General features: G+C 59.2%; 9 protein-coding genes. 3 read left to right on the top strand and 6 right to left on the bottom strand.

Annotated features, from left to right (window positions below; all coding sequences use genetic code 11):
- Window positions 1–35 precede the first annotated feature (35 nt).
- Together AB4N85_RS10205 and AB4N85_RS10200 are read left to right on the top strand one after the other, a co-directional pair.
- Window positions 36–248 (top strand): hypothetical protein, encoded by a 213-nt coding sequence (locus AB4N85_RS10205; RefSeq protein WP_460067928.1) that lies wholly within the window; start codon window positions 36–38, stop codon window positions 246–248.
- A complete protein-coding gene (locus AB4N85_RS10200; RefSeq protein ID WP_056789426.1) occupies window positions 245–502 on the top strand; it encodes a hypothetical protein in 258 nt (85 codons plus the stop codon). Before AB4N85_RS10205 ends, AB4N85_RS10200 begins: the two co-directional genes overlap by 4 nt.
- 47 nt (window positions 503–549) lie before the next feature.
- Here AB4N85_RS10200 and AB4N85_RS10195 read toward each other — a convergent pair whose 3' ends face one another.
- The 6 genes from AB4N85_RS10195 to AB4N85_RS10170 form a co-directional block, all read right to left on the bottom strand.
- Window positions 550–1,146, bottom strand: coding sequence for a glutathione S-transferase (locus AB4N85_RS10195; protein ID WP_236169621.1), 597 nt, complete (start codon window positions 1,144–1,146; stop codon window positions 550–552).
- Window positions 1,143–4,784 carry an AAA family ATPase gene (locus AB4N85_RS10190; protein ID WP_460067925.1) on the bottom strand — a complete coding sequence of 1,214 codons (3,642 nt, stop codon included), beginning with the start codon at window positions 4,782–4,784 and terminating at the stop codon, window positions 1,143–1,145. Before AB4N85_RS10190 ends, AB4N85_RS10195 begins: the two co-directional genes overlap by 4 nt.
- A complete protein-coding gene (locus tag AB4N85_RS10185; RefSeq protein WP_460067923.1) occupies window positions 4,781–6,025 on the bottom strand; it encodes an exonuclease SbcCD subunit D C-terminal domain-containing protein in 1,245 nt (414 codons plus the stop codon). Before AB4N85_RS10185 ends, AB4N85_RS10190 begins: the two co-directional genes overlap by 4 nt.
- A 77-nt stretch (window positions 6,026–6,102) precedes the next feature.
- Complete coding sequence (locus AB4N85_RS10180; RefSeq protein WP_460067921.1) at window positions 6,103–7,263, bottom strand: hypothetical protein; 1,161 nt, start codon at window positions 7,261–7,263, stop codon at window positions 6,103–6,105.
- 200 nt (window positions 7,264–7,463) lie between these two features.
- Complete coding sequence (locus tag AB4N85_RS10175; protein WP_460067918.1) at window positions 7,464–8,579, bottom strand: hypothetical protein; 1,116 nt, start codon at window positions 8,577–8,579, stop codon at window positions 7,464–7,466.
- On the bottom strand, window positions 8,569–12,153 hold the full coding sequence (locus AB4N85_RS10170; RefSeq protein WP_460067916.1) for a toxin VasX: 3,585 nt from the start codon (window positions 12,151–12,153) through the stop codon (window positions 8,569–8,571). Before AB4N85_RS10170 ends, AB4N85_RS10175 begins: the two co-directional genes overlap by 11 nt.
- Window positions 12,154–12,598: 445 nt before the next feature.
- On the opposite strand from AB4N85_RS10170, the gene AB4N85_RS10165 reads away from it, so the two are divergent.
- Window positions 12,599–25,522, top strand: a complete 12,924-nt coding sequence (locus tag AB4N85_RS10165; protein WP_460067914.1) for a hemagglutinin repeat-containing protein — start codon at window positions 12,599–12,601, stop codon at window positions 25,520–25,522.
- Window positions 25,523–25,527: the final 5 nt, after the last annotated feature.

The following is a 25,527-nucleotide window of genomic DNA, read 5'->3' as shown; positions in this document are numbered from 1 at the left end:
TGTGGCCATCGAAACCTTTGCCCACGGAGAACACCATGGCCAGCGCAATCCTCACTTCCGCCAAACGCGGCGCCTACCTGGCCATCGGTCTGTACATGGCCGTGGTGCTGTTTGTCAGCATCGGCGCGCAAATGGAACACAGCTTCGACGCCCCGATCGACGTCGCCCACCCCGGCATCCAGTTCGAACTGCGCTCGCAAAGCGCAATGGTCGACAGGGCCGAACTCGCAGGAGTCGGCGGCGCATGAAAGGCTACAGACTCTGGGTCATCGCCAGCCTCGCGCTGATGACCAACGGCGCCTCACTGTTGGGATTTGGCCAGGGCTCGGTGGGCGGCTTGGCCCGGGCCATAGAGGCCAACCACAACATCGCGCACAACATTGAACGAGCCAACACGCTGGGGCTGATGGCCGGCAATCCACCGGTCAAGGTTGCGCTGGATTTTCTCGGGCCGTTTGAAGTGGATTGCATGGCGCTGGGCATGTGCCAAGCACTGGCCTAATGATCGTTCCCACGCTCTGCGTGGGAACGATCAAGAGGGAGAGAGGGTTACTTCTTCATGATCGAGGTGAACAGCTCGGATTCGAGCAAGCGCTGCAACCAGGCTTGCAAGCGAACATAAGGCGTCTGCGCGAACCACTCTCGATCAACGTGAGCGAACTGCCGGACGAAGGGCAGCAGGGCGATGTCGGCGAGGCTCGGATGATCGGCCAGCAAGTACTCACGTCCTTCAAGCAGCTCATCCAGTTTCTGCAGAAATAACGCACCTTCAGCCCGATAAGCTTCCATCGGCTGCTCAGGGTAACGCTCGGCGTACTTGTAGCGATTCAAAGCCGATTTGAAAATCTGATCATTGCCTTCAATCAGTTTCTCCATCCACAGTGCCGCGAACGAATCACCGCCCAGCAACCAATCATCCGGATCATTCTGCGCCAACGCCCAGCGCATGATCTGCAGACTCTCATCGATCACCACGCCATCGGCATTCAGCACCGGCACGGTGCCCTTGGGCGAGAGCGCCAGCATCTGCGCCGGTTTGTCCTTGAGACTGACTTCGACAATCTCCACCGGCACGCCCGCATAACGCAACGCCATTCGCGCACGCATGGCGTAAGGGCAGCGGCGGAAGGAATACAGCGTGTTCATTTCACCTCCAGCGTGCTCAAACCATTGCCTTGGCGCCGCACCTGAATCTGCACAGGAATCCGTTCGTGCATTTCCTGCACATGGGAAATCACCGCCACCTTGCGTCCCTGTGCCTGCAAGCCATCGAGCGCGTCCATGGCCAGTTGCAAGGATTCCGGATCTAGGCTGCCGAAACCTTCGTCGATAAACAGCGATTCGATTTTCAGCGTGCTCGACGCCATCGAAGCCAGACCCAGCGCAAGGGCGAGTGATACGAGGAACGTCTCGCCGCCCGACAACGAATGCACCGAGCGCAGTTCGTCGCCCATTTCCGTGTCCATCACCAGCAGGCCGAGCATGCTGCCGCCACGTTTGAGGCGATAGCGTTTGACCAGTTGGCGCAGCTGCGCGTTAGCGTGGTGCACCAGCAGGTCGAGGTTGTAGGCCTGGGCGATCTTGCGGAAGGTGTCGCCGGTGGCTGAGCCGATCAAGGCACTGAGTCGCGCCCAGCGTTGATACTCGGCGTAGGCGTCAGCGATCTGCCGGGCCAACGCCTGATTGGCGTTCTGTCGGCGCTGGTCTTCCGCCTGTTCGGCGCGCAGTTCGGCGCACTGCTGTTCGCTGACGGCGAACTGGTTTTGCAGCTCGGCGAGGGCGCTGTCCAGCTGTTCGGCGTGAAGATTGCCGTCCTGCCGGGCCTGGTGATCGAGCAGGCGCTGATCGCGCTCTTGCAACAAGACCTGGGCCTGTTCGATGGCTTTTTCGTTGTGCTGAAGGGTCTGACGCAGGTCGGCGACTTGCGCGTCGTCGAAGCGCAGTAAGTCTTCCAGGCCGCTGTCATCCAGTTCCGGGTGGCTGGCGCGCCAATCGGCGATCTTGCCGGCGAGTGCCTGTTCTTCAGCCTCCAATGCTTTCAGGCGATCCTGCTGTGACTTGAGTTCGGCTGCGATCTGCACCAGCTGCGTGCGCACGCTTTGCAGCTCCTCAGCGGTGCTGGTTTCGGCGACGCGCGCCTGTTCCACCGCGTGTTCCAGCTGCTGCTGCCAATGCTCGGCGCTGCTGTGCTCGCCAAGTAACTGCGCGAGTTTTTCCTGACAGCTTTGCTGCTGCTCGGTCAGCGCGGTGAATTGTTGCTCGGCGCTGTGCAGTTGCTGAGTGCGCAGCTGTTGGCGATCCTGTTCTTTCTCCAACGTCTGCTGGCGTTGCTGCTGTTCGCTCAGCTCTTCCTTTTGCTGCTCAAGCTGGGCCAGACGCTCGGCGATCTGCCGATCCAGCTGCATGAACGTTGCCGCCGGCTCAAGGCGCAAGGCCTCAAGCGTGTCGGCGGGCAGCAGCGGGCCAAACGCGGCGAGTTCTTCTTCAAGACGCTGACGGTCGCTGTTGAGTTCATGCTGCTGATGGCTCAGCTGTTGCGCCGCTTGCTGATGCGCCACCTCGGCCTGACGCAATTGTTGCGACAAGCGCGCCGCGTCCTGTTGCAAGGTGAGCAGGGCGCTTTGCCGTTGTTCGTCTTGAGTGATGCTCTGGTTCAACTGCTCGGTCTGGCGGCTGAGCCAGGCGTCGCGTTTGTCGGCGTTCTGATTGAACAGTTGCGCGGCCAGCGGATGCGCGTCGAGGCTCGGGGCCAGGGCTTGTTGTTGCGCCGCCAGTTGTTCCTGTTGCTGGAGCAATTCTTTCTGTTGCGCGATCACGCCACCGACTTCGCCGCGCAGCTCGATCAGTTTTTCCTTGAGCTGATCGACCACTTGCTGGGCGTTGGCCTGTTCGCTTTCATCGTGACGGCCAAGGCTCTGCAACAGCGCTTCGGGCTGGTGATAGGGATGCTCGTTGCTGCCGCAGACCTGGCAGGGCTGATCGTCCTGCAACTGCGCGCGCAACTCTTCGACACTGGCACTGCGCGCCAGCCGCTGACGCTCGAGCAGTTCGCGAGTGACATTGAGGGTCTGCTCGGCGACGGTCAGTTCGGCCTTGGTTTTCACACCGTCCTGGGTCAAGCGTTCGCGTTGCTGCTGCGCGTCGAGCTGACGTTGTTGCAACTCGGCGCTGCGCTTGTCGAGATCCTGCTGAGACGCCCACAGGCGCGACAGGTCTTCAACTGCGCGCAGCTGTTTGCGGTTGTCCTGCAGCAAAGTGCCGAGCAGGCCGATCTGTTCCGCAACCGCGTCGGGCTCGGCGCCGGCCTCTTTGAACAGCACTTCCAGTTGCTGCTTGTGCGAGGCCAGTTGCTCAGCACTGCGCGCGGCGTTCTGTTCGAGGGACGCCAGTTCGCTCTGGCCCTTGTTCATGCGGTTGCCGATCAGCATCAGCTGTTGCAGACGGTCGCGATAGGCGCTCCAGGCATCGCTCAACGGCGCCAGATGCGCACTCTGCTCAAGCTCGGTGGCGATGCGTTGCAAACGCTCGGCGACCTCAGCCTGTTTTTCCTGCAAGGCCTGAATCGCGCTCTGGCCATCCTTGAACGCTTGCTCGGCGGTTTGTCGGGCTTCGGCGCTGCTGGCAGTGTCCTTGATCAGACGGGCGAGGGTGCTTTGCTCTTCGAATGCCTGACGCAGCAACGGCGCGTTTTCGCTCTGGCGTTGTTGTGCTTCGCTCAGGGCGACTTTTGCTGCGTCGAGGTTTTGCGCCAGTTGCGTCTGGCGTTCGCCCAACGCGGCGTGTTGTTGGGTGTGCGCGGCAATCTGCGTCGTCAGTGGCGTCAGCAGCGCATCAAGCTCGGCCTTGCGCGCGAACTGATGGCGTTGCGGGCCAAGCTGTTCCAGACGCGTCAGCTTCACCCGCTCGCCGGCCAGTGCCTGCCATTGCTGTTGCGCGGTTTGCAGTTGTTCGCTGGCCGCTTGCTGCGCTTCCTGCAACAGACGCAAATCCTTCAGCCAGGCATGCTGTTGCTCAAGCTGTTTGAGCTGCGCCTGTTGCGCCTTCATCTGTTGCTGAGCGGTGTTGAAACGCTCGTCGAGTTCGGCGCGCGCTTCCGGCGCCAAAGGCGTCACACCGGTGGCCTGATCCTGCAACTGCTTGTGCGCTTCGCGGGCTTCTTTGGTCTTGTCGAAAGCGCGGCGGCCGAGGCGGGTGTAGAGCGCGGTGTCTGTGAGTTTTTCCAGCAGTTCACTGCGGTCGTTGTCGTCAGCCTTGAGGAACGCGCTGAACTCACTCTGCGCCAGCAGCACAGCGCGAGTGAACTGTTCAAAGTTCAGGCCCAGCGCGGCTTCCAGCTGGGTTTTGTATTCGCCTTTCTGGCTGGCGAGCAGTTGATCCTGATCGATGTCGCGCAGGCTCTGCCGACTGGCCTGGAGTTTGCCACCAGCCTTCTCGCGAGCACGATTGGCTTCCCAGCGCGCGCGATAGCGGCGGCCATCGACGCCGACGAAATCCACTTCGGCATAGCCTTCACCCGTGCCACGCCGCAGCAAGGTGCGCGGGTCACCAGTGGCGATTTCACCGTCAGCGTCGGGGACTTTGGCATCGCGACCGGTGTTGTTCAGGCGCGGCACGGCGCCGAACAGCGCCAGACACAACGCATCAAGCAACGTGCTCTTACCAGCGCCTGTGGGGCCGGTGATCGCAAACAGACCAGCGCTGGCCAGCGGTTCGGCGGTGAAATCGATCTCGAACGGACCGGCCAGCGAGGCGAGGTTTTTCAAGCGAATGGCGAGAATTTTCATGGCTGCTCGCCCTCCAGTTGCACGTCCTGCAGCAGTTCGGCGAAGTCCTTGAGCGTCTGCTCGTCGACCTCGCTGCCGTAATTGTCGAGCCAAGCGCGGCTGAACAATTCCTGCGGGGTGAGCTGGTCGAGTTCGATCAACGTGCTGCCGTCATCGCTGCCATCGGCGCCACGATTGCCGGCGTATTCAGCGGCGATGCGCACCAGTCGCACGGCTTTGCCTTGCAGTGCGGTTTCCACTTGATGGCGCAGATCCGGCTGCGGCTCATCCAGACGCACGCGCACTTCGAGCCAGGGCTGGCGCTGGGTTTCGGCGAGCAGATCGATGTTCGGCAGGTCGGCCAGTTGCAGCAGAATCTCGGCCAGCGGTGCCGGGCCGATGCGCTGCAGATTGACCGAGCGCGGGATCAGTTTCGGCTCGACGCTGACCAGGGTTTCACCGTCGAGGACCACATCGAGAACCTGATGTTGATAACCGATTTCGGAGAACGACAGCGGAATCGGCGAGCCGCTGTAGCGGATGCGCTCCTCGCCGTTGACCTTCTGCGGCTTGTGCAAATGGCCGAGGGCGACGTAACTGATGCTTTCGCCGAACAGGCTGGCGGGCAGCGCTTCGGCATTGCCGATGATCAGGCTGCGCTCGGAATCCTCCGACACCGAGCCCCCGGCCATGTGCGCGTGGCTGATAGCGATCAACGCCTGCCCGGGTTGACGCTTGGCATTCGCCGCCGCGATCAGCCATTCATGCACCTGACCGATGCCGCGCAGATAGTTGTCACCCAGATGCGCGCCAGTGACTTCCGCCGGGCGCAAAAACGGCAGCGCCAGACACCACGCGGCGATTTCTCCTTGGGCATTCGGCAGCGGCAGCAGCAGGCGCTCGGCATCGAGTTGCCCGTCATCCAGCCACAAGACCCGACCCAACGCGTGAGTGCGCAAACGCCGCATCAACGGCGCCGGCAGCTCGATCCGCGAGCCGGAATCATGGTTGCCGGCGATCATCACGATGGTCAGCAACGGCTGCTGTTCGTGAGCGCTGACGATGAAGTCGTAAAGGCGTTCCTGAGCTTTGACCGGCGGATTGACCGTATCGAAGATATCGCCGGCAATCAGCAGCACATCCGGCTGCGCCAAGTGCAACTGGCGCAGCAGCCATTCGAGAAAACACGCGTGCTCGAAATCGCGCTCCTGGCCGTGCAGGTTTTGCCCAAGGTGCCAGTCGGAGGTGTGGAACAGACGCAAGGTGGACTCCGCATTTTGATCAAGAGGGTGGCCGCGAAGAAGAACGGGCGGCGAAAGGAGGGGAGTTTACTGGCAAATCACGCCCCTTGCCTTGTCGCGTGTCTGCTTGCACCGGCAGCGGCGAATATTTCGGTAATCGGCCGATGCGGGTGGCGCTTGTGCATCCGCCGCACTTGTTCACTCAGTCGCAACAACTCTTCACTGGGCTTGGCCCATTGCTCTTTCGGCAATGGCTCGGACCAGGCACGCATAACATCCGGCAGCGCCTGCTTGCCGATTCTTTCCAGCCGACGAATTTCCCATTCGAGCAGACGGTTGGGAATCGTCCATAGGGTCATGACGTGATACAGGTACCAGAAGAACCCCGACAACCGCGAGCGGCGGCCTTCATGGATCTCCTGATGCATCCGCGCGCGGGCATTGTGGAATGTATGCAGGCCTTCGTGGGGTGGGTCGTCCGGGCCTTGCAGATCCTGCAAATCCTGAATCGATTTGAGGTCGTTGACCTCGTACTCCATGTAACCGCGAATCGCTTCCCAATGGCTGATCGCGAGCTCCAGGCCGGCGCATTGGAATTCGAGGCTGGTGAGGGTTTCGCCGTGGCGAAAACCGATGCCCATGCCGTATTGGCGATGGACGCCGAACTGGCTGGCACCTTGGGCTTCGATGATCCAGGCGCTGAGCGACTCCCACGGGACAAATACCGGTTCGGTCGCGCCCCGGGGCATGAAGCAGACTTCGCGGCGTTGACGGTTGAAGCGGGTTGGGATGAGGGAGAGGCGTTTTTTGTGGACGTGCTGCCAGACGCCCAGGTTAATACACAAAGAACAAAAAATGGTCAAAGAGCCCGTACCAATCAAAGCATCGAAAACTCCTTCGATGGCGCCGCATATGTCATTCCACCCCGAACCTGCCAGAAAAAACATAAAACCAGCAATTGCGGGAAAAAGGCACGTGATCATGAAGGTTGCACTAAAGGGCAACCCTACTGTTACCTGCCACATGAACACTTGTGGCGGTCCTATCCCGAATTCCATGTAAACATCATTGAGCTCACCGATATGTGGGCCATAAGGGGGCATCGGTGTGGGCAGTGGCAACGGTGCGAGATAGGTGATCTTTCCGCTTGGAAACGGCTCTACATCGCCCGCTTTTCTGATCACCTCACATTGCGCATCAACAAGAGGCTCATTGTGATTATTCAGCATGGTCAGCCCTTCCGAGGTATTGATTTTCAACCAGCAGAACCATCGGGTTTTCCTTGGCCGACCCGGTAGCAACCACTGAGAAATGGCCGCCACCCCGAGGGTCTCCCACTTTGTCCAAGATCAACCGAAACATCCGCGTCCAACGCGGTCCTCTGTGGGAGCGAGCCTGCTCGCGAAGGCGCTCAAACAGGCAAAAACCTCCCACCCTCTGGCCACAAAACTGCTCAACATCAGCACTCAGCTCGCCTGCAAACCTCAGCGAAAATCTGCGTAATCGGCCGATGCGGCTGGCGCTTGTGCATCCGCCGCACTTGTTCGCTCAGCCGCAGCAACTCTTCACTGGGCTTGGCCCATTGCTCTTTCGGCAGCGGCTCGGACCATGCGCGCATGACTTCCGGCAACGCCTGTTTGCCGATTCTTTCCAGACGGCGCACTTCCCATTCGACCAAACGGTTGGGAATCGTCCATAAAGTCATGACGTGATACAGGTACCAAAAGAACCCCGACAGCCGCGAGCGCCGGCCTTCACGGATCTGCTGATGCATCCGCGCGCGGGCGTTACGAAAAGTGTGCAGGCCTTCGTGGGGTGGGTCGTCCGGGCCTTGCAGGTCTTTCAGGTCCTGAATCGATTTGAGGTCGTTGACTTCGTACTCCATGTAACCGCGAATCGCTTCCCAATGGCTGATCGCGAGCTCCAGGCCGGCGCATTGGAATTCCTGGCTTATGAGGGTTTCACCTTGGTAGAAACCGATGCCCATACCGTATTGGCGATGGATGCCGAACTGGGTGGCGCCCTTGGCTTCGATGATCCAGGCGCTGAGCGATTCCCACGGGACAAAGACAGGTTCGGTGGCGCCTTCGGGCATGAAGCACACTTCGCGGCGTTGACGGTTGAAGCGGGTTGGGATGAGGGAGAGGCGTTTTTTGTGGACGTGGTGCCAGACGCCGAGGCCAATAAGAAGGATCGAGGGGCCGCAGATTAATTGGTTCTTGTAAGCCTCTTCGAATACACCAATCATTGATTCCCAAATGGCCCCGTTTCCATAGCCAAAAATAATACCTAGCAAGCCGGTAAATAAAGGAAATAAAACAATGATCATAAAGGCGCCTGCGGTTGGCGCGCCGAGAATTACCTGCCACGAAAATACCTCTGGCAGTCCAAGCCCAAAGTCCATGTATGCTTCGTTTAACTCCCCAATGTGAGGCCCATAAGGCGGCATTGCTGTAGGTAATGGCAACGGTGCGACATAGGTAATTTTTCCGCTTGGGAACGGCTCTACATCGCCCGTTCTTCTAATCACCTCACATTGCGCATCAACAATAGGCTCATTGTGATTATTCAGCATGGTCGGCCCATTCGAGGTATTGAGTTTCTACCAGCAAAACCGGAGGGTTTTCTTTAACCGAGCCGGGAGTTACTACAGCAAAATGACCGCTATCCCGAGGGTCAATATGAATCACGCGCGTTCTTGACTCCGCCCCGCCTTTGCCATTGACGGTCTGTATACATATGGCAAGTTCGAGCGTTTCCTTTGCAGGCGTGTAGTCAGAATCAGGACGGATGGGGTAGTGAAGACAAAGCACCAAACCATCTAGCGATGACTTCACGATTCGCAGACTGCTCAATATCTCCTCACTGATGACTTCCTTGCGCACTTGCGGCACACCGCGACCATGCAGCGGTGCAACAAGTCGATGGGCACCGATTCCCAAGCGTTGACTCGGTTTACCGCTTAACGGCGGCAGAAGATCATTTAGCGCCAGCCTCGGCAGAACCAAATGAATATCACTGGGTTTGGCGCCAAATAATAAAGTCTTCAGCCAGGTGTCACTGGGATCAGGTCCTGATTGGGCGTAGGGAGCGTGTATCAAAAATGCCAGATAATTTTGATAGTCATCCAGAGAGTGGTCTCCGCGCATCTCGTCATCACGGCTCCAAGGCGTGATTTTCAACCACTTATCGTGGGCAGAGAGGTTGTAACGATTGAACAGCCAAGTACCGACGAACTCCAGCACGGTGAACAACGCTCCGGCTAAATTGAAGCGAAAGAACACTAAAGAAAGACGTGTACCAGCGGCAGCCCAAGCTGCCGTGCGTGCCGAGCCATTCGGCGCAGTGAACACTTTAAAGGAAGCGTAAGCAGTACTACCCGCGCCATAAGCGTTTATCGCAACCATTCCGGCGGCGCCCAACGCCGCCATCGTAGCCGCTGTCTGCTCAGATTGCGTGCCACTACGAATCGCATCCTGCCGCCTTCGATTTTGTTTGCCCAAGCTAGTAACTGAAGTACTGAAACCCAGAACATATGTAAACGCCCCCAATCCCACGTGCAACTTACCCATTTGCACACGAACCTGTTGCAACGCTTCAAGCTGCAAACTCCCAACTAGACTCGTGCTGCGAGCCTTCAAAGCTGTATCAGCAAGCCCCTGCGCAGCGGTAAAACCCGCCGCGCCTGTCGCGGCAAGAGCCGCAAAAAAATCCGCCCGTTTCTTCCTGTCCCTCGTCTGCTTCATCACCTCTCGATAAGCCCCCACCAAATTCACCACCTGCACCAACACCACCAACAACCCCATCCCCTCCGTCCGCACCAGGCTCGCCTTCGAAACTCCCGCCACTCCCGCGCGAATGTTCTCCAGCAATCCTCGCAATTCCCCTTGCTGCGCCGGCGGAAACACCACCGTCAATCCCGCTTTCGCCGGGGTGGCGCCATACAGCCGTGCCGAGCGATCCGGCAGTTCGTCGATCGGGCTTAACGCCGCCGCGAGGCGGCCTTCGAACAGCGCCAATTGCGTGCGCACGCGGACGATTTCCTGCTGCAATTCCACCGCCCGGGCGGTTTTGTGGCCTTGGCGGTTTTTGTTGTGGGTGAGCTGGTTGCGTTCGCGGTTGAGGGTTTTCAGGTAGTCGCGCTCGCGCAGCACTTCCTTGATCGTGGCTTGCAGCGCCGCTTGTTCCGCCGGGGTGGATACGGTGAAGGTCACGCCGCTGGTTCGCGCGGCGTCGAAGACGCGCAGGCGCAGGGCTTTGGGCAGGCGCTGGAACAGTTCGTCGAGGTCGGGGATTTTCTCGCCGGCAAGATCAAAACCTTCCAGTGCCCGGCTCAGGCCCAGGTTCAGCGCCGGGCTGTAGGTGTCTTGCACCGCATCGGCGAGGACGCGGCTGTGTGCCGGCAGATCGTCGAGGGCCGGCAACTGCGGCTGCTCGATGCTCTGCAATTTGGCCAGCCAGTCCGGCAGGTTGTTGAACATCGCCATGCCGGCGTTGAACAGCGTTGAATATTGCCCGGCCTGTTCGGTCTGCAAGCGCAGCGGCAAGGTGTAGAACAGCGGGCGGGTCAGTTGCGGGTGCTGCTCGAGGTAACCGAGCATTTGCTCATTGGCCGCGTCGCTACGGCCGATGTCCTTGAGGCAGGCGTATTCGCTGGCGAGCGCCTGATCGATCTGCACTTGCCCGTCGAAATACCACGCCGAGCGATGGAAACGCCCGGCGCACAGCAGTTGCGCGCGATCGGCGGTGATGCGTTCGAGCAGGCGATTCCAGCGTCCGAGGTTGTCGCGATGATTGTTCAGCACCTCGTCCATCGCCGGGCGGTCGATCAGGTCGTTGATGCCGCGCTTACCGCTGAGCAATGGGCCGTCGAGCACGTCTTTCATGCGCCGGCTCTGGTCCTTGCCGAGCTCGACCAGTGTGTTCAGATGACGCTCGACGAAATCGGCCGGGGCGACTTCAACAAAATATTCGCGGGTGTAAAAGCGCCGATCCGCCTCGGCGGTGACGCGAGCGTGCGCGGTAAAATCCGGGGCGACGCCGTCGAAACGGTTCAGCGCCAATGACTCATCCAGTGCCTTTTCGCGAAGCTGTTGCAACTCAGGCGTGGCTTCGACTGCAGCTGGCTCGACCTCACCACCCTTGTTCAAATACTCAAGCAGCGCCTGCCGGGTATTTTCCCGATCCGGTTCGGGCAATTGCTCCAGTTCAGCGAACAATGCCTGGGCGCGCGGATCGTCGCTGGCCTTGGCCAGGGTGTCGAAATCCTGAGCGCCCAACTGGCTCAGCGACTCGATGTAGCTGGCCAGCAGATAGTCGCGCTCGTTGTTGTCAGTGTTGCTCCACTGCTCGATCCAGCCGACCACCAGATCCTGATAATCAGCCAGATCGCGCATCACCCCAAGGTCGTCGTTGACCAGCAGAAACAGCGTGTCGTCCTGATAAGGTCCGCGCACCCGACCAAGAAATTCGCCGATATGCGCCTCGCGAAAACGTCGCGGGTTTTCCCACAAATAAGGTTCGCGTTCGTGCTCGGGCGCATCGCTGACCTGCACCGCCGGCATCCGCGTGGCGTCGGCCTCGGCCAGCGGTTTCGCTGTGCAGGCCACTTCCGCCAGCCACTGTTTCGCCTGAGCCACGGTGAGCAAATGCTCGCCGCCGATCAGACAATGCACCGGCCCGAGATCGACCGCCTGCATGAAGTGCTCGCGTTCCTGCGCGCTGTCCAGCACCTGTCGGCATTTCGCCGCGCTCAACTGCACGTCGGCAAAGGTCACGTAAAGGGTGCTTTTGCGCGAAAAGATCAACGCCGGACGTTCTTCGATGGCGCTGCGCTGATCCTCGCTGACGCTTTTGCCGCGATGCAGCAATGCGCTGATGACGCCGTCGAGCACGCGGTATTCGTACAGCTCACCGCTGAGACTGTCGACGATGTACAGCCAACCATCGCGCAGGCGGCGGACGCCCATGGGGCGCGTGGTCAGGGTGTACGGCAGCGTGAGTTCGGTGCTGGGGTCGAAGGGTTTTTCGACAAGGCCGTACGCGAGGGGCAGCAGTTGCACGTGGGTGTTGCGCAAGGGGCAGGCGGCGGGGCCGATGATCGGGGCTTTGGACGCTGCGGCTGCCGCGAGGTTGGCGGGGTGCATCATTGAGCACATTTCCCTGTGTCTGTTTGTGACAGAGAAATGTGCGTGTATCTGGAAAACGACAGCAGTCAGATCTTTCTGTGTTTTGCGTAGGAATCGAACACTCGGGATGAAACTTACGAGGGATCGACTGAAATCTTACAGAAGTTGCTTCAGATGAATCGTGAGTAACCCTGAAGGCGTACCCGCGCTCGCAAACCGACGCTGATAAATAGATACGTTAACAAGCTCATTGCCTACGGATTTGAGCCGTACCGCTCATCGAAATCGATTTTTCAACGCATCCATTAATTGACGCCAAAATAGTGGCCATCTAATATCGCGCCACTATTTTGATACTAGTGCGCTATTGCAGGGATGCCAGCGACTCTTTGCGCTCATCCGCGCCGCTTACCTGCGGAGCATGGCACCTGATCAGACCGATTATTGCCCGTTGCAGGATCTTCACATGGACGTTCGCCAGTACGCATTCCTCGCTCGCCAGCCTTCTGCCGTCGTGGCCAAACGCGAGGAGTTCCTCGGCATGCCCAAGCGCGGACTGGCGTTCCTGCTGGCCAACGTCATGTTCTGGCAACCGCTGTGGGCGCAGGCCGACGGCATCGTCGTGGCCAACCCGAATACCACGCTGGACCGTGCCGGCAACGGCGTGCCGATCGTCAACATCGCCACGCCCAACGCCAGTGGCCTGTCGCACAACCAGTTCCACGATTACAACGTCGGCGCACAAGGCGTCATCCTCAACAACGGCGCGACTCAAACTTCGAACACGCAACTGGGCGGCCACGTCATTGGCAACCCGAATCTGAAGAACAGCGGTTCGGCGCAGGCGATTCTGAACGAAGTCATCAGCGGCAACCCGAGTCAGTTGCGCGGTTACACCGAAGTGGCCGGGCAGTCGGCGCGGGTCATCGTCGCCAACCCCTATGGCATCACCTGCAATGGCTGCGGTTTCATCAACGCACCTCGGGTGACGCTGACTACCGGTAAACCAGTGCTGGAAAACGGTCGGCTGGATCGATTTCAGGTCGATCAGGGCAGCGTGGCTATCGAAGGCGCGGGCATCAACGCGACCAATATCGACCGTTTCGAAATCATCACCCGCAGCGCCAAGATCAATGCGCAGATTCAAGCGCAGAACCTGACCATCGTCGCCGGTCGCAACGACGTCAACGCCGACACCCTCAACGCCACTGCCCGCGCCGACGATGGCAGCGCCGAACCGCAACTGGCCATCGACTCCTCGGCCCTCGGCGGCATGTACGCCGGGGCGATCAAACTGGTCGGCACCGAGGCCGGCGTGGGGGTGAAACTCGACGGCAAACTGATCGCCAGCGGCGGCGATATTCAGCTCGATGCCAATGGTCAATTGAGCCTGGTCGACACTTCGGCCACCGGCGCGGTCAACGTCAAAGCCGCTAGCCTCGACGCGCAAGCTCCGGTTTACGCCGGCACGTCGCTCAACGTGCAAACCCAAGGCAACCTGACCAACCGCCAGACCTTGGCCGCCCGCGACAGCGTGGTGCTCAGCGCCGGTGGGCAACTGACCAATGCCGGCGCCATCGAAGCCGGCGTCAATGCTGACGGCAGCCGTAACAACAACGGTGATTTGAGCCTTCGCGCACAGAATCTGAACAACAGTGGCAAGAGCCTCAGCGCCAGCCGCAACCTGACCGTCAACGCCGCGCAAACCCTCAACAACCAGAATGGCCTGCTCAGTGGCCAGACCACGAGCATCACCGCCGGCACGCTGGACAACCGCAACGCCGGCAAAGTGCTGGGCAACAACAGCCTGACCCTCACTGCCAATCAGGTGCTGAACAATCAAGGCACGCTCACCAGCAATGGCAAACTCACCGGCAACATCGGTCAGTTGATCAACAGCAACGGTGAGCTTGGCAGCCAGAGCGACGTAGTGCTCACTGTAACCTCGCTGGACAACGTCGCCGGCCTGATCACCGCTGGCCGTTTGCTCGACATCACCGCCCTCGGCGCCATCAACAATCGCACCGGACGGATCGGCGCGAAACAGGCCGTAGCGATCAAAGCGCAACAACTGGACAACAGCCAGCAAGGCCAGCTGACCAGCGAAGGCACGCTGACCACGCGCATCAGCGACCAGTTGAACAACCAGAACAAGGGCCTGATCCAGGCCAACGGTGCGATGGACGTGCAGGCCACGCGCCTGGATAACCGCGCCGGCAAGATTTCCGGTCTCGACACCCTGACCGTCAGCAGCGCGACCACCGACAACCGTGCGGGTGTTTTGCGCGCCGACAAAGCGACGACGCTGCTGATCGATAATCTGGATAACCGCGACAAGGGCCGCGCCGAGAGCAAGGCAGCGCTGACCTTCGAAGGCAGCACGCTGAACAACAGCAACGGCGGCTTGCTGACCTCGACCGGACTGTTGAGCCTCAAAGCCCGGGATGTCACCAACGATGCCGGACGGATTTCCGGCAAGGGCGATATCGACGCCAGCATCGACAACCTGACTCAGCAAACCGGCGAACTGGTTGCCGAAGGCAATCTGAAACTCACCGGCAAAACCCTCAACAGCCGCCAGGACAGCCTGGTCGGGTCGCTCAAGACCCTGACCGTCAATGTCGACCAGATCGACAACCGCGCCAGTACGCTTTCCAGTCAACTCGACCTGCATATCAATGGCGCACGCCTGGACAACAGCGAGGGCGGCAAGGTGCTGTCCGACACCACGCTGGGCCTGAAAGTCGCGCAGATCATCAACGCCACCAATGGCCTGATTTTCAGCAAAGGCGCGGCGACGCTCAGCGGCATCGGCTTGAGCAATGTGGGCGGGCGGATCGTCAGCCAGAACACACTGGACCTGACGTTCGACAATACCCTCGACAACCAGCAAGGCCTGATCAGCAGTGAAGGGCAGATGACCCTGAATCTCGGCAGCCTCGACAATCGCCTGGGCAAGCTGTCGAGCCTGGAAGCGATGGCACTGACCAGCGTCGCCGGGGTGCAGAATCAGGGCGGGCTCATCGCCTCGCAAAAGGGCCTGACCTTCACCAGCGGCAGTCTCGATAACAGCGACAACGGTATCCTCAGTGCCAAGGCCGATTCGACCTTGACCACCGGTGAGTTCAAGAACCGTCAGGGCGGCAGCCTCGCCACGGACGGCACGCTGCTGCTGACCACCGCGCACCTGGATAACTCCGGCGGCATCATCGGCAGCCAGAAAACCCTGCAGGCTTCCGTCACCTCGCTTAAGCAGGACGGCGGCGAGCTGTTCAGCAACGGCGACCTGACCCTGGACCTCAACAATGGCCTGCTCGATAACCAGCGCGGCAACATTCATACGGCGGGCCAACTGCTGCTGAAAAACCTCAAGGATGTGAACAACAGCGCTGGGGAAATCTCCGCTGCCAAAGCCTGGAACCTCAACGCACAAAGCCTGAACAACGACGGTGGCAAGCTGCTCAGCAATGAAAAACTCACCCTGGTCATCGACCGTGCGCTGAGCAACGTGAAAGGCCTGATCGCCTCTGCTGGCCTCCAAGCGCGCAGCGCCAGCCTCGACAACAGCGGCGGTGAGATTCGTGGGCGTGGCGCGGTCGATTTCACCGTCACTGATCTGTTCGACAACCAGGCTGGCGTGGTCATCGCCGACGAGGGCCTGACGCTCACGGCGGCGCGTCTGGATAACCGTCGCGAGGGCCTGGTCGGTTCGACCCAAGCGCTGCAACTGGTCGTCGACCGTGTCGACAACCGCAGCGGTGAACTGTCGAGCAAGGCCGGCGTGAGCCTGATCGGTGCCTGGCTCGACAACAGCGACAGCGGCTACATGCTGGCGGGCGGCAATCTGGCGTTGACCGTCAACGAGGTGATCAACCGCAACAACGGCGTGCTGTCCGGCGCTACCGGCCTGACGCTGGTCGGCAAAAGTCTGGAAAACAGCGCTCGCCTGACCACGCAACAAGACCTCGCGATTACCCTCTCTGGCGAGCTGAACAACGCGCAGGGCAGTCTGTTCAGCGAAGGTGCGCTGGCGATCGATGCGCAAAGCTTCAATAACGATGGCGGTACGCTGTCCAGCGCCAAAGCGCTCAGCGTCGACACACGCGGTGCGGTCAGCAACCGGGGCGGCCAGTTGTTGACCGATGCAGCGTTGACGCTCACCAGCAGCGCGCTGGACAACCAGCAGAAAGGCGTGATCAGCAGCAAAAGCAATCTGCACATCACTACCGGCGAACTCAATAACAGTCAGGCGAACATTTACGCCGCCGATCAGCTTGAGTTGAGCGCCGGCAAAGTGACCAATACGGCTGGCAGCCTCGGCGCTGGCAATGCGTTGACTGCCGATATTCAGGGCCTCGATCAGCAGGGCGGTAAACTGTTCAGCAGCCACGCCAGCGTCAGCGTCGACCTGCACGGTGGTGCGCTGAACAACCAGGGTGGGGTGATCAATGCGCCAGGGCAGTTGCTGCTGAAGAATCTCGCTGAGGTGAACAACCGTGGTGGCGAGATTTCCAGCGAGCAGGCCTTTGAACTGATCGCCAAATCGCTGGACAACAGCGGCGGCCAAGTGCTGAGCAATCAGAAACTGAGCCTGACCCTCGACAAGGTCCTGACCTCGATCAAAGGCACGATCGCGGCAGCAGCATTGCAGGTTCGCGCGGCCAGTCTCGACAACAGCGATGGCGGCGTATTGCTCAGTGACAGCGATATCTCGGTGACCGTCTATGGTCTGCTCGACAATCACAACAAAGGCAGCATCCGCGCCGCGCAGCAGCTGACCCTCAACAGCACCGGCCTGAACAATGAGGAGGGCACGCTGGTGGGTGCCGCTGGCCTTGCCATCGACCTCGGCGTCACCGCGCAGGACCTCAACAACCAGGGCGGGGTGATCAGCAGCAAAGGCGCGCTGAGCATTGCGCATCTGCGTGACCTCAATAACCAGAACGGCGTGATCAACAGCAAAGGCGTGCTGAGCATCGCCACCCTGCGTGACCTGAATAACCAGAAAGGTGAGGTTTCCAGCGTCAACAGCTTCAGCCTTAGCGCCAACAGTCTGGACAATCGCGGCGGCAATCTGATCAGCAATCAGCAACTGACCTTCACCGCGGCCGAGCTGAAAAACAACGGCGGTCTCATCTCCGGCTGGACTGGCGTGACCCTGTCCGGCGGGAACGTCGATAACAGCCTCGCAGGCGCGATCTCCAGCCAGCTCGGCAATGTCAGCATCGACCTCAGCGGCGCACTGATCAACCACAGCCAGGGTGGCGTGGGCAGCAAGGGCGAGCTTTACATCAAGGCCGCCAGCCTCAACAACAGCGCCGGCACGCTGACCAGCGACGGCAAGCAGACCTTGACTGTGCTCGGCGGCGAACTCAACAACACCTCCGGTGGTTTGATCAAAAGCACCGACGCCCTCGATATCCGGGCGGCGAGCCTGAACAATGCCTCGGGTAACCTGAATGCGAAAAACGCCCTGACCTTCACCGGCGGTGCGTTGAATAACAGCGGCGGCAGTCTGATCGGCGACGACCGCGTCACACTCGACCTGCTCGGCGCGCTGACCAACGTCAACGGCGCGCTCGGCAGCACCGGGCCGCTGGTGCTGACGCGTTCGACCAGCATCGACAACCGTGGCGGCCAGATGATCAGCCAGAGCCTGCTGAGCCTGCTCACCAGCGGCGATCTGAACAACAGCCAGCGCGGCACCATCGCCGCCAGCAGCCAACTGAACCTCACCGCCGGCGGCCTGTTGCGCAACGACGGCGATGGCCTGATTTCCAGCAGCGCCGCCGACGCCATCCTCACCGCAGCCGCACTGAACAACGCCGGCGGCGCGGTGCAAAGCATGACCGCGCTGACCATCAACACGGGCAACGGCGCAATCGACAACCAGGGCGGCAAGATCATTGCGCAGAACGGCGACCTGAACCTCACTGCCGCCAGCCTCGACAGCCGAGGCGGCGTGCTGTCGAGCCTCAAAGGTCTGCTGCAAACCCGTCTGACCGGTGTCCTGCGCAACGGCCAGTCAGGCAAGATCGAAGGCAGCCGCCTCGACCTGCGTGCGCTGGGCGGCATCTACAGCGACGGCGGGCGCATTGCCGCCAACAGCGGCGACATCCTGCTCAACGCCGGCGGCAACGCCCTCGACAACAGCGGCGGCGGCATCTATGCCCGCGGCCAGGTGAACGTCATCGCCGGCTCGATGAACAACACGGCCGGCCAGGTCAGCGGCAGCCTCATCGACATTGGCCTCGGCGGTAATCTCGCCAACAACGGCGGCCTGATTGAAAGCGCCAGCACCCTGGCGATTCGCGCCGCCAACCTCAACAACCAGAGCGGCAAACTGCGCGCCCTCGGCAGCAGCGGCAAAACCGATTTCCAGATCGGCAGCCAGTTCGACAACCGCAACGGCCTGGTGGAAACCGCCAACACCGACTTCACCCTCGCCGCACCGAGCTTGCTCAACGCTGGCGGTTCGGTGACGCATGTCGGCCTCGGTGAATTCGGCATCTCCACCACCAACGTAATGAACGCCGGCGGCTCACTGGTGACCCGTGGCGGCCTGACCCTGAACGCGGACAGCTGGACCAACAGCAGCGTGATTCAGGCGGGGCGGTTGACGGTGAATGTCGGCAATTTCGTGCAGACGGCCAGTGGGCAATTGCTGGCTTCGAATCAGTTGGTGGGGCGTGGCGGGAACTGGACGAACGAGGGGTTGATTGCCAGTGATGGCGGGCTTGATATTCAGTTGAGTGGGACTTACGGCGGTAATGGGCGGGTGAGCAGTCTGGGGGATATGACCTTCAATGCTGCGCAACTGGGCCTGACCAGTCTCGCCAGCATCGGCAGTGGCGGCCTGGGTACGTTCAACATTGGCGGGTTGCTGAACAACGCTGGCGGAAGACTGACTTCCAATTACGGCATGACGATCAACGCGGGCAGCGTCAGCAACACCGGTACGCTGGGAGCCGCTCAGGATCTGACAGTCAAGACGGCAAGTCTGGTGAACGATCACGGCTTGTTGTTCAGCGGCGGCAACATGAACCTGCTGGTTAATGACTTCACCAACCAGACGGGCGATGTTTACAGCATCGGCAATCTGACAATTGCCGGCATGAGCGGTGGCCGTGCGAACAGCGTGAATAACCTCGCGGCTTCGATCAATGTCGACGGTGATTTTTCGTTGTCGGCCAATAGTTTCAATAACAAGACAGAAGGGGTGATTGGCGAGGAGAAATTTATTTCCGGGGACATCACCTTCAGCGGTACGACTTTCTACGTTAATGAAAATTTTGAATCGACATCGACAATTACCGGGCCGCAAGCGTCGCTTTCAGTAGCAGGTAATCTGACCGCCAATGTTGGAGCTTTCACCAATACCGCGTCGCTGATCTCGGCCGGCAAGAACATAAAGCTCGATGTCGATACGTTCGATAACTTTGGTCTGCAGTCGGGTAATTTCACGCGGATGCGTGTTTATCAACTCGGCGGTTTGCCCAGCAAGCGACCAAGTTGGATAACCGAGGATCTGCAAAAATATGCGGAGCGCAATTCAAAAACCAAATACAGCTACATTCACGGTTGGCACGAGCCCGACAAAGGAGGATCTTTTTGGGAATACCAACCGCTGAATAAACAGGCGCTCTCTGACGTAAACACAAAATTCGGTATCGGCGCCGAAGTGGCAGTGCCGTCACCCATCCTTGCCGGTACAAAGCAACGAGACGACCGCGTTTTCACCAACGGCGGCTCAAGCGTTTCCTCTATCGTCCAGGCCGGCCAGGCCGTAGAGATCAACGCTAAAACCACGATCAACAACGGCAATCTGAACCCGTACACAAACTTCGGCGGTACCGTCAAAGGCACCGCGGACACCGGGGTGAAAAACTCCGCCAAACCTACCGTGGTTTTTCTGAACCCGCAGTTGCCACCAGATCTGGCTCAACAACAAGTCAACCCGCTGGCACTGCCTGGCTTCACGCTGCCAACCGGCGACAACGGTCTGTTCCGACTCAGCGGTAAAGGCGGCAGCGATCCGACACTAGCATCTGGCCCGTCGAGGACAATCGGCTCCATCGACGTTGCGCCCTTAAGTCATGCGGGCGGCATGCCAGTGAGGAAGGCCACGGATATTCAGTTCGACGGTAGCGATCCTGTATCGATCAAGAACCGCGAACTGGCATTGGCGGCCCGGCCATCGCTCAATCTCAACGATCAGGCGACGCTGATCAATGTCAGCGCGGCCGCCGGGGATGGCCCGGTCGGCGTGTTGCTGCCCAATCGTGGCAACGTTTCGTTCGACGTGCCGCGGGTACAGGGCCTGCCCGACACCAGCGTGCGTTCCAATCCACACAAATACCTGATCGAGACCAACCCGGCGCTCACTGAGCTCAAGCAGTTCATGAGCTCGGACTACCTGCTCGATAAACTCGGCTATGACCCCGACAACAGCGCCAAGCGTCTGGGCGACGGCTTGTTCGAACAGCGCCTGGTGCAGCAAGCCGTTGTCGCCCGTACCGGCCAGCGTTTCATCGATGGGCAGACCTCCGACGAGGCTATGTTCAAGTACCTCATGAATAACGCCGTCGCCAGCAAGAATGAACTGAACCTGTCAGTCGGCGTAACTCTGACTGCTCAGCAAGTGGCAGCCCTGACCCACGACATCGTCTGGCTCGAAGAGCACGAAGTGAATGGCGAGAAAGTGCTGGTGCCGGTGCTGTATCTGGCCCAGGCCAATAACCGCCTGGCACCCAACGGTGCGCTGATCCAGGGCGGCGACGTAACACTGATTGCCGGTACGGACCTGACCAACGCCGGCACGCTTCGCGCCTCCAATAACCTGTCGGCCGAAGCCGGCAACAACCTCTCCAATACAGGATTGATCGAGGCGGGCGAGCGACTGACGCTCAAGGCCGGCAACAACATCGTCAACAGCGGTGGCGGCATTATTTCCGGGCGCGATGTCAGCCTGACCGCCACTCGCGGCGATGTGATCAACCAGCGCGACGTGTATGGCTACGATTCCAGTTACGGCGGCACGCTGCAGCATCGCGACGTACTGAACAACGCCGCGCGGATCGAAGCCGCCAATGATCTCAACATTGGCGCAGGTCGCGACATCAGCAACATCGGTGGTGTCCTGAGCAGCGGACAGGACATGGCGCTCGATGCCGGACGCGACGTCAACATCACCTCGGTCCAGGATCGCCGCACCGACTCGCGCGGCAGCAACTTCCTCAACCAGACCATCACCCAGCACGGCGCTGAAGTGACGTCCGGACGGGATCTGTCGATCAGTGCCGATCGCGACGTGGCAATTGTTGCCAGTCGACTGGATGCCAAGCGCGATCTCAGCGTCGATTCAGGCCATGACATTGTCATTACTTCGGCCGCCGACGAGAGTGACTACTTCTCGCGCAGCAAGAAGCGCGCGAACGAAACCCACAGCATCACGCAACAGTCGTCGGTATTGAACGCCGGACGCGATATCGCGCTGAACGCGGGCAATGATTTGGGCGTTATTGCCAGTCGTATAAAGGCGCAGGACGATGTCAGCCTCGATGCGGTACAGGACATCACGGTAGCATCGGCGAAAGACGAAACCTCTTCGTACTATTACAGAAAAAAGAAGGGTTCGTTCGGACGAAGCAAAACCACACAGTCGGAAAGCTATGAAAGCGAAAACGTCGCTTCGGTAATCGAGGCGGGTCGTGACCTGACGATGAACGTCTCGAAGCGTAAAGATGATGGCGTCAGCCTCGATGGCGGGCGCAACGTCACGATCATCGGCAGTCAATTGAGCGCCGGCAACGATTTGCTAATCGGTGCGACCAATGATGTCGCGGTACTTTCTGGCACCGAAGAGTCAGGCAGTTACAGCAAAAAAACCAAGACTGGCCTGTTTGGTATGTCTAAAAGTGGCAGCAGCCATCTGCAAACCTCGGTGACTCAGGTTGGCAGTGAGTTGAACGCCGGTCACGATGCGGTAGTGATAGCCGGGCGTGATGTTCGGCTGAATGCCAGTGAAGTCAACGCGGATAATAACGCAGAACTGAATGCCGGCCTTGTGGACAAGGCCGGCGATATCACTCTGTCGTCAGCTGATGACCAAGCGTATAGCCGGGCTGAGGAATATAAGAAGAAAGTCGGGCTTTCGCTGAAGGATGCTATCGGTTGGGCCGTCGGTACGCCGGGTTTCGGCGCCGATATGACATTCGCTACTTCGCACAAGGGTGTGCGGGAGGTCGTCAGTTCCGAGAGCATCGGAAGCCAGGTCAACGCAGGCAACGATGCAATTCTGAATGCTTCCCGAGACATCAATATCATCGGCAGTGGGATCAGCGCGGACCACAATGCGTCTCTCAATGCCGGTCGCGATGTCAATGTGGTCGCGTCGATCGACAATCACCGCAGCACTAGTTGGGATACAGATAAGACCGTCGGTATAAAACAGACCATAGACAGCAATGCTTTCACCACCTTCGCCGGCAGTGAAACCATTCAACATGGCGTTAACAGCACGGGCTACACCGCAGCGGGCAGCTCCATCGATGCGGGGATGAATCTTAAGGTAAACGCCGGTCGCGACATCAATCAGCAAGGCTCGGATTTGTCAGCCGCGAACAACATTAACCTCAAAGCTGATCGCGACATCAACATCGATGCCAAGGAGGAGGCAAGCGAAGTCACCATCCGTGACATCATCAAGCGTAACGGCCTCACCGTGACCACGGCCTACAACATCGGCAACACCATTGATGGCCTCAAAGGCACTGGCAAGGGCGAGGATGGGGTCAGCAAAGGATCCAGCGTACTGAAAGCGGTCGATACACTGGACCAGTTCTTCAGCGGACCAAAGTTCGACGGCCACATTGGCGCCTCCAGTGTCAGCTCCAGCAGCACGCAGAGCTCGGTGACACAACGTCCATCGACGCTTTCAGCGGGTGGCGACGTCTCGCTCGACGCCGGGAACAACGTCAACGTCAGCGGCAGCCAGTTCAATGCCGGGCGTGACATCAACGTCAAAGGCAAAGACATCACGTTCGATGTGGCGCACGGTTCCGAAAGCAGCGATGGGCATTCAACCCAGAGCAAGGGCGGAGTCAAAGGTGGCACCACCGGTGGCTTCAAACTTGGCGTGGGTGTCAGTAACGCCGGGACTGAAGACAAATCGAATCAAGGCACTTCGACGGCAACTCAGCTGAATGCTGGCGGCAGTATCAATCTGGATGCGAAAAACGACCTGACGCTGATTGGTACCCGTGCCACCGCGGAGCGGGATATTTCCCTCAAAGCCGCCAACGATCTGAATATCCTTTCCGCACAAAATGCCTATGAGAGTTCCCATGATCGGCGTAGCTGGGGCGCAGAAGGCGGAATCATCGCCGGCCAGGACGGTTTTGGTATCTACGGTTCGGGGAACGTGGGCATCGGCGATCTCAACCGCGAAGGTGTGAAGCAACAGGAAGCCTACCTGTATGCCGGCAATAAGCTGGGCTTCGAAAGCGGGCGTGACACAACGATCGCCGGCGCCACTCTTCGAGGTGACGAGGTCATCGGCGATGTCGGCCGCAATCTCACCGTGACGTCTGTGCCGAACACCGGCAAGGTCGAAGGTAAAGAGTTCGACGCCAGCCTCACGGTTGCAGTCAGCATCGGTGTAACAGCCAGCGGTTCACTGGGGTATGGGGAGACCAGCGGCAAAACCAACTGGGTCGAAAACCAGACGGTGATCAGTGGCAAGAGCAAAGTCGATATCCACACCGAGAAGCACACACAACTCGACGGCTCGGTCATTAGCGCTGACAACCGCAACCTGAAACTCGATACCGACACCCTCGGCCATCGCAACATCACCGGCAAGGATAACGAGCATGGTTATTACCTCAATGTCAGCGGCAGCTATAACCATAACGGCGGCGCCCAGGCTGACAAGCCGAATAAAGGCATGGAAGGAGAGAATAAAAATAGCTGGGCGGTAGAGGGTTACAAGTACGACAAGGATCGTCAGCAGACGCTGAACGCCACCGTGGGTGAAGGTCAGATCGTTGTGCGTAACGACAAGGCCACGGGGCAGGACTCGACATCCGGACTCAATCGCGACGTCAACAGGGCGTATGAGATCACTAAGGATGACGAACATCGAACGACGTTGTACGCCAGCAGTTCCTCAATCGACGCTGTTACCCATCCGGTAAAAACTGTCGAGGGCTGGAGCGATAACGTCGTTGATTTCAAAAAGAACATGCTTGATCAGGCTAAAGCCGGGGCGAGTTTCCTGCAGAACCTGAACCAGGCGATCAATGCTCAGCTTGTCGATATTGATGATGTTTCCCCGACACTTATCGATGAACTGGGTAAAGAGCGTGCACTGGCAGTCACCAAAAACTTCGTTAGACAGGGACTGGACCCCGCCCAGATAAAATCATTGCCTGAGGCAGTCCTGAAAGGGCTGTCCGAGTTTGCGAAACAAGCGGCTGATTACGAAAAGCTGGTGGAGAGTTGTACCGCAAATAATACCTGCCCGCAGATGACGGCTGACCCATCAAGCGGCCCGGATAAACCGGGAACAATGACGCTGCCGCCTATTCCGGTTCCTGCAAGCCTGGTTACTCATGGCCAGCTGGCATTGAATCAAGTACTGGACTTGATTGATCTGACCAAGGATATGCCGACAGAGAAAATTCAGGCCACCGTTATCGCTGTACAAGCGGTGATGGGCCCGATGAAGTTCCTGTTGAGCATGGCCGCCAATGGACTACTCAACGCTGCGTATGGCGACAAAATCGATGAGCTGAAAGATCTGGCCGCGATCAAGCTGGCGGCGAAATTGCTCGGTGAGTCAGAAGAAGAGCTGACGAAGCTTCACGAGACCGCCAAGCAGGAGCACAACGGCGGTAATGAGGAGTACAAATACGACGGCGATGGGTATGTAGTTGCTACGCGTTTCCTGATCGATGCGGTACTTGGGGAATTCAAGTCCCTCGGAATCAAGGCTGTCACCAGAACCGTCGCGGTTGTAAAAAAAGATCCGGCCGATGTACTGGGCGGTCCGCACAAGGAAACCAGCAAACCGGTGAATGATGGATTGGATTCACACCATTGCCCTGCTCAGAAATGCTACAAAGGTGCGCCAATCAGCAGTCGTGATGGTCCTGCCATCAAGATGGATCCAGAGGATCACAAAAAGACCGCGAGTTTTGGTCGTTCCGAAGAGGCCAAGGCTTATCGAGACAAGCAACAAGAGCTGCTCGAGGAGGGGCGCCTGATGGATGCTATTCAGATGGATATCAATGACATCAGAAGTCAGTTTGGCAACAAGTACGATGAAGGAATCAGACAAATGTTGGAGTACGCCTCCAAACTAGATCCGAACGATTTCAGGAGGTAATGACG

The organism is Pseudomonas sp. H1_G08, assembly GCF_054681355.1.
This window is presented reverse-complemented; position numbering and strand designations above follow the sequence as displayed.

Bases quoted from the DNA above. Each gene is read 5' to 3' on its own strand.
- AB4N85_RS10205 (WP_460067928.1), top strand. From the start codon at position 36: ATGGCCAGCGCAATCCTCACTTCCGCCAAACGCGGCGCCTACCTGGCC.
- AB4N85_RS10200 (WP_056789426.1), top strand. From the start codon at position 245: ATGAAAGGCTACAGACTCTGGGTCATCGCCAGCCTCGCGCTGATGACC.
- AB4N85_RS10195 (WP_236169621.1), bottom strand. From the start codon at position 1,146: ATGAACACGCTGTATTCCTTCCGCCGCTGCCCTTACGCCATGCGTGCG.
- AB4N85_RS10190 (WP_460067925.1), bottom strand. From the start codon at position 4,784: ATGAAAATTCTCGCCATTCGCTTGAAAAACCTCGCCTCGCTGGCCGGT.
- AB4N85_RS10175 (WP_460067918.1), bottom strand. From the start codon at position 8,579: ATGCTGAATAATCACAATGAGCCTATTGTTGATGCGCAATGTGAGGTG.
- AB4N85_RS10170 (WP_460067916.1), bottom strand. From the start codon at position 12,153: ATGATGCACCCCGCCAACCTCGCGGCAGCCGCAGCGTCCAAAGCCCCG.
- AB4N85_RS10165 (WP_460067914.1), top strand. From the start codon at position 12,599: ATGGACGTTCGCCAGTACGCATTCCTCGCTCGCCAGCCTTCTGCCGTC.